Genomic DNA, 6643 nt, shown 5'->3' on the forward strand with positions numbered 1-6643 from the left:
TAGAAGTTAAGAGTTATGAGTTTAAGAAAACTAAATTAACTCCTGCACGGATGCGATTAATCGCTTCTCTACTCCTAACTCCTAACTTTTTAATGTTAACCAGTTTACAGAATTCCTTAGTCAAACAAATTCGCAAGCTGCACTCCACCAAGGAGAGGCATAAGCAACAGTTATTTTTACTAGAAGGGACGCACTTGTTAGAAGAAGCTTGTGCAGTCAATTACCCACTAGAAACAGTGTGTTGTACCCCAGATTGGCAAGTCGCCCATCCTTTGCTGTGGGAAGAAGCTTGTAGCCGCTGCGATCGCGCCGAAATTGTCAGTAGAGAAGTCTTGGATGCGATCGCGACCACAGTCCAACCAGATGGTGTGGTGGCAACGGCAAAACGAAGCCAACGTCAAACTCAACTACCATTGACTGGTTTAGTGCTAGCTTTAGAGACGATACAAGATCCCGGCAACCTGGGTACGATGATTCGCACCGCCGCCGCCGCAGGAGCATCAGGGTTGTGGGTCAGTGGAGATAGTGTAGATTTAGATAGCCCTAAAGTTCTCCGGGCTTCCGCAGGGCAATGGTTTCGCCTCGCAACAGCCGTAACCGAAGATTTAAAAGCGACAGTCCAACAAAGTCAGCAGGCAGGAATGCAGGTAGTGGCAACCTTACCCGATGCGACTTTAACTTATTGGGAAGTGGACTGGCGAAAACCCAGTATGATTTTACTGGGAAATGAAGGTGCTGGATTGTCAGCAGAATTAGCAGCGATCGCAGACCACCAAGTAAGAATTCCTTTGAGTCCTGGAGTGGAATCCTTGAATGTGGCGATCGCAGCTGCTTTAATGTTGTACGAAGCTCAACGGCAATTGATTTGTCAGCAATGAATTTAACTTTTTATCCTTATTTGGTTTTTGTTATTTCTTCGAGATATTGTTCAATATCAGCAACTGCGTCCTCAAGAGCCGCTAAATCAATATCTGTCAAGTCTCGATCGAGTTCGACTTCAGTAAAATTACTAGTATGCAGTTGGGGGATATCTTCTTCCTCAGTCGAAATTTCTTGTAAGATATCCTCCAACTGTTCGAGGGATTGTTGAAACACTCGATCGGCAGCGCGCCGTTGTTCTGGCTGATTTTGCTCCATAATATTAACTTAAAAATCCTGATTTACTGACTTAATTTTGATTCTAGTTCCAAGAGATTTAAATTTCGCACTAATAAGATCGTAGTTGTGTGCTGTATCAACTTTAGCAGTGCTTATGAAGAATATCGATAGCTGTCTCTAATTAACAGGAGTCAGTAGTCAGAATTCAGAATTCAGAATTGCTTATTACTCTACCTATAAAGGGATAGAGTAATAAGCAAGGAAAAAGATTCAGCTGCGCTATCACCCAGTCGTACAGAATTTATTCTGAATTCTGACTCCTGAGTTCTGGATTCTTCTTCATTTGATAGACTATCCTAAATTTGAAATTATAAAAACTGGTAGCTCAGGGCTGATAACTAATTATGAGTGAAGCCTTATTCTGTATCGAAAATCTGCAAGTTGCCTATCCTGGGCGAAGTGGAGAAAAAACAAGCTGGGCGGTTGATGATGTATCTTTCACCTTGAAACCAGGTGAAAGAATGGGATTGGTGGGAGAGTCAGGTTGTGGTAAATCAACTATCGGACGAGCAGTAATGCGTTTACTACCATCCTCTAGCCGGATTCAGGGACGGGTGACATTTCAAGGACAGTCCGTGTTTGACTTGACACCTAACCAGGTGCGGAAATTTCGGGGAGAGGCGATCGCCTTAATTTTTCAAGATCCCATGACACGCCTCGATCCTTTGATGACCATTGGTAAGCATTGTATCGAAACCCTCCAAGCGCACTCACCAGAATTATCAACGCGGGAAGCTAAAGAAAAAGCACTTGCTACCTTGGCAAAGGTAAATATTCCCCCTAGTCGCTGGAATCAGTATCCTCATGAGTTTAGCGGTGGAATGCGACAACGGGTAGCGATCGCTTTAGCTTTACTCCTCAACCCCAAGTTTATTGTTGCTGACGAACCCACTACCAGTCTAGATGTCACCGTTTCCGCGCAGATATTGCAAGAATTAACTCGCCTGTGCAGTGAAGAAAACATGGGATTGTTGCTGATTTCTCACGATTTAGCAATGGTTGCTGAGTATTGCGATCGCATTGGGGTGATGTACAACGGTAAGATGGTCGAAATGGGTTCTACAGAAACCGTATTTAAACAACCTCAACATGAATACACGCGATCGCTTTTAAAAGCAGCATTACATATTCAAGCAGTAACTGATAGTGGAGAATTGATAATTGCCAATGACGAAGAAAAGCAATTACCGATTATTAATCCGCAATCTCCAATTTTGAGTGTTACAGAACTCAAGCAACACTACACTATAGAACCTAACTTTATCGAACGACTGCTTAACACACAAACGCAGACAATTAAAGCAGTAGATGGAATCAACTTGGATCTTTATTCAGGAGAAATTCTCGGCTTAGTCGGAGAATCAGGTTGTGGAAAAAGTACACTATCACGAACAATATTGCAACTAATTCGTCCCACTAGTGGGAAAGTTGAGTTTTTAGGACAGGATTTAACTAAACTATCGCGTCAAGAAATTCGTTCCTCGCGGCGACAAATACAAATGGTTTTTCAAGATCCTCATGCTTGTCTCAATCCAGCGATGACTGTGGGACAAAGTATTGCAGATCCTTTATTTATCCACAATTTAGCCAATCCTGCCAAAGCAAAAGAACAAGTTTTGTGGATGCTAAATAAAGTTGGCTTAACACCGCCAGAAGTGTATTATGAGCGTTATCCGTCGGATTTGTCTGGTGGACAACAGCAAAGAGTAGCGATCGCTCGTGCTTTGATTACTCACCCGAAACTCTTAATCTGCGATGAACCAGTGAGTATGTTAGACGCCAGCGTTCAGTCGCAAGTGTTAGATTTGATGTTGCAATTAAAGGAAGAGTTTGAGTTAACTTATTTATTCATCACTCACGATCTTTGGTTAGCTCGATTTTTGTGCGATCGGATTGCCGTAATGAATGGTGGTAAAATTGTCGAACTTGGCCTGACAAAAAATATTTTTGCCAATCCTCAGCATCCTTATACCAAAACTTTACTAGCTGCTGCTCCCTTACTAGCACGCGCTTAACTAAAAGACTTCCAGTAAAAAAACACTCCATCGTAGTAAGGGCGTAAACCTTTGCGCCCTTACAAATCTACAAATAATTTGGGGTAATTTATTTTTTGCAAGTCTCTAAATAAAATCAGAAGTTAGAAGTTTTAAACTCCTAGTTCTTCACTCCTAACTCCTAACTATCTTCCCTTCCTTCAACTAATTTAGTTGGTTCTCCACTCGAACTATAAAGTTCAACGAATCTTTTAAATAGCAATGCAGTCTCGTGATTTGAAGTTTTACTTAAGTTGAATAAACGCCCTATATTTTTTTCAGCTAAAGCTCTTAAATACGGCAAATCTTCAAATAGGGTCAAGCAAGCAGCAAAATGCAATATTATTTGTAATAATGGCTTTGGCCAGTCTAAGTCACTATAAATATCTATAAAAAATTGATGTTCTGAATCATTTAACGGAAAAGCATGAAATATAACAATTATTCTTTTGTTATTGTAAACTGGAATACTTAGTTCAACAGTGTAAGGGGTGTGTAATATTAAATCCACCTCTACAATAGGTTGTCGCCAAATTCTCAAAGGATTCGCTGGTGAGTCTAATATTGTTTGAAATTTAATTATTCCACCAGTATTTGTGGGCTGAAAGTGGCTAATTTGAAAAATTTTGAGGTTGTTAAGGCTAAACTTATGAACTGTTTCCAAATGCTTTAAGCTCAATAGATGATATATTTGGCAAATATAAGGAAACGGTAAAATATACTCCTGGCTTATCATGTGGAGCTTTTTTATTTGAAGCTTATTAGCTTGAGTGCGATCCAGATATTCTTGATACTGGCTGGGGTCTAAATCATTACTATTGAAGCTTTCTTCCGGCTTTAGATATAACCAACTCACAAAAAAGAAAAAGGCTGTAAATAACTGAAATATTTCTATAGGAGATAAATAACCATCGGCAAATGCGGCTATACTTCTATCTGTTATCCCAAAAAGCCAAGATGGAATCCCAAAAACCCAAATACTACTTTTTATTTGGTCTATAAAAAGTGCTATCTCAACAACTTTTGAAACGTTAGTATTTTGAGTAATACTAAATTTATCATTAATATTCAAACAACTATTAGACATAGTAGTTTTTAAGTTTTTACTTATTATTATTAATTTATATTAATTTTAAAGACCAATCTATGAGATCAACCTCTATCTTTAGCTATATATGTAATTTGTATTGATTAAAGCAAATTGAAACCCAGCTTTTATTAGGATAACAACATACAATTTGTTGTTATTTAAAATCATAAAATATCTATGTATTCACTCAGGTATAATTATTTATAATCTATGCTGCTAAAGGAATTGAGGTATTATTTTCTTATAGAAAGCTTGGAGTAAAAAGCGGTATAGAAATATTCAGATAAAAATTTTATTCGTTCTGGTATGATAAATTTATCTATTTCTCTGGGATGAATACTGAATCATGCTTTAGAAATAAAAAGTTAGAACTTAAAAAGCTTCTCTGTTAAATAAAATACATTAAGTAGGATGTTGTAATTTGGCTTTAGTTATAACAGCTGTGGTGGCTTTTATAGTGGCGCATTGCATACTTGGTACTAGGGCTAGCCATTATCTTATCTAAGGTAGACTATCCCGATCTGACAAAGTATCTGTGACAATTACGATAGAAACCGTAGAATTGCTACTATTAACACTGTATTATTCTTAAATATTTTCTGAAGATTTTTTCTGAGACGGTAGCAATGATCATTCGCCATGCGACTGAAACTGACTTGCCTACAATTGTGGCAATTTACAACACTGCAATTCCTAGCCGCATGGCAACCGCTGACTTAGAACCAGTATCTGTGGAAAGTCGCCTTGCTTGGTTTAAAGGGCGATCGCCTTCACAGCGCCCACTTTGGGTAATCGAAGTAGAAGGAGTAATTGCTGGATGGCTTAGTTTTCAATCTTTTTATGGGCGACCTGCTTATAGTAAGACTGCCGAAATTAGTATTTATATCGCCCCTAGCTTTCATCGGTGTGGTTTGGGACGACAACTCTTAGCACAAGCAATTAGTGAAAGTCCTAGTTTGGGTATAAAGAGCCTAGTATCCTTCATTTTTGCCCACAATCAACCCAGTTTAAAACTTTTTGAAACATTTGGTTTTCAACGTTGGGGACATTTGCCTAAAATTGCCGAACTTGACAACGTTGAACGAGACTTAGTAATCATGGGACTGCAAATTAGTAAACCTGTTGTTTAAAGCTATCGCTATTTTCTGAGACTTGTAAATTAAGTTCGGTAAAAAATCATCTGAATTCATTGCCCGTAACCATTGCGATGATTCTCAGGTAATTCTTAGATAATTAGTAAGCGATCGCATTTTTCTCATTTTTTCTAATTTCACATTGTAGTCTAACCAAAATCTACTATTTTCAACTGTATTTACAAACTATTTGATTGAACTCGCTATCACATTACAAGGAAGATATTGTGTTAGGCTTTGAGCCTCCAAAAATGCCAGGACTTACGCAACTGGCATAGTGCGATCGCTAGCCAGTAGTACAGAAGTATTTAATTACCCAGAATGTGTTTGATTGGCTTTACTCGAATTAGTAATAATCAATAATGACTTTGCAGTATGATGATTTACCTCTTTCTATTTAAAGTACAATCCTCATACTTAAATCTAACCACTTCGATTGAGTAATCGGCGCGCTGCTAGAAATATAGTCAACACCAGTTTCCGCCACAGCGCGAATCGTTTCCAAAGTCACATTCCCCGAAGCTTCAATTTTTACCCGACTCTCCTGTTGGTGAATCAACTCTACCGCCTGACGCATTATATCCAAAGGCATATTGTCTAGCATAATAATGTCAGCCTTGTGCTGCAAAGCTTCTTTCACTTGCTCTAAACTTTCAGTTTCTACCTCTATAGTCAAGGGATAAGGAATCTGAGAACGAATACGGGTAACAGCTTCTCCAATTCCGCCAGCAGCCGCAATGTGATTATCTTTAATCATCACCGCATCATCCAACCCCATGCGGTGATTAATCGCCCCACCCAAAGCAGTCGCGTACTTTTCTAACAGTCTTAGCCCTGGCGTAGTTTTACGCGTATCCACCAACTGAGCAGGTAAATCACCAATTTTCTCTACATATATATTAGTCAGCGTAGCAATTCCACTTAACCGCATAGCCAAGTTGAGTGCGACTCGTTCCCCCATCAGCAGCGCATCCAGCGAACCATGAATTTCAGCTACCACCTGTCCCGGCTCACACCATGTACCTTCAGCCGCAACCGCCACAAAGCTAACTTTTTCATTCAAAATCTGAAACACCCTAGCTGCAACTGGTAAGCCAGCAATTATCCCTGAATCTTTAGCCATCCATTTAGCAGAGCCTAGCGTCACATCTTCTACTAGTAGAGTATTTGTAGTGCGATCGCCCCGACCAATATCCTCCACCAACCAGCTACGCAAGAGAGGATCTAAA

The 6643-nt window shown here is 39.3% G+C and carries 6 protein-coding genes; 3 read left to right on the top strand and 3 right to left on the bottom strand.

All coding sequences use genetic code 11. The annotated features are described in order from the left end of the window. The first annotated feature begins 92 nt into the window (after positions 1-92). Entirely contained in the window at positions 93-878 is a 786-nt protein-coding gene (locus RM368_RS19210) for an RNA methyltransferase (RefSeq protein WP_322695536.1), read from the top strand. Positions 879-894: 16 nt separating this feature from the next. Here the strand turns inward: RM368_RS19210 and RM368_RS19215 are convergent, their stop codons facing one another. Beyond that, the gene (locus RM368_RS19215; RefSeq protein WP_322695537.1) at positions 895-1137 is read right to left on the bottom strand and encodes a hypothetical protein; all 243 of its coding nucleotides are present in this window, start codon (positions 1135-1137) and stop codon (positions 895-897) included. Between the two features lie 365 nt (positions 1138-1502). Between RM368_RS19215 and RM368_RS19220 the strand changes: the two genes are divergently transcribed. Further along, positions 1503-3173 carry an ABC transporter ATP-binding protein gene (locus RM368_RS19220; protein ID WP_322695538.1) on the top strand — a complete coding sequence of 557 codons (1671 nt, stop codon included), beginning with the start codon at positions 1503-1505 and terminating at the stop codon, positions 3171-3173. Positions 3174-3333: 160 nt separating this feature from the next. Here the strand turns inward: RM368_RS19220 and RM368_RS19225 are convergent, their stop codons facing one another. Further along, positions 3334-4278: a hypothetical protein gene (locus RM368_RS19225; protein ID WP_322695539.1), complete on the bottom strand. Its 945-nt coding sequence runs from the start codon at positions 4276-4278 to the stop codon at positions 3334-3336. Positions 4279-4907: 629 nt separating this feature from the next. Between RM368_RS19225 and RM368_RS19230 the strand changes: the two genes are divergently transcribed. After that, positions 4908-5411: an N-acetyltransferase family protein gene (locus tag RM368_RS19230; protein WP_322695540.1), complete on the top strand. Its 504-nt coding sequence runs from the start codon at positions 4908-4910 to the stop codon at positions 5409-5411. A gap of 400 nt (positions 5412-5811) precedes the next feature. On the opposite strand, the gene nadC is transcribed toward RM368_RS19230, so the two are convergent. Beyond that, the coding region (gene nadC, locus RM368_RS19235; protein ID WP_322695541.1) for a carboxylating nicotinate-nucleotide diphosphorylase at positions 5812-6643 on the bottom strand (832 nt) is incomplete at its 5' end.

This window comes from Nostoc sp. DedSLP03, from assembly GCF_034530815.1.
Taxonomy (GTDB): domain Bacteria; phylum Cyanobacteriota; class Cyanobacteriia; order Cyanobacteriales; family Nostocaceae; genus Nostoc.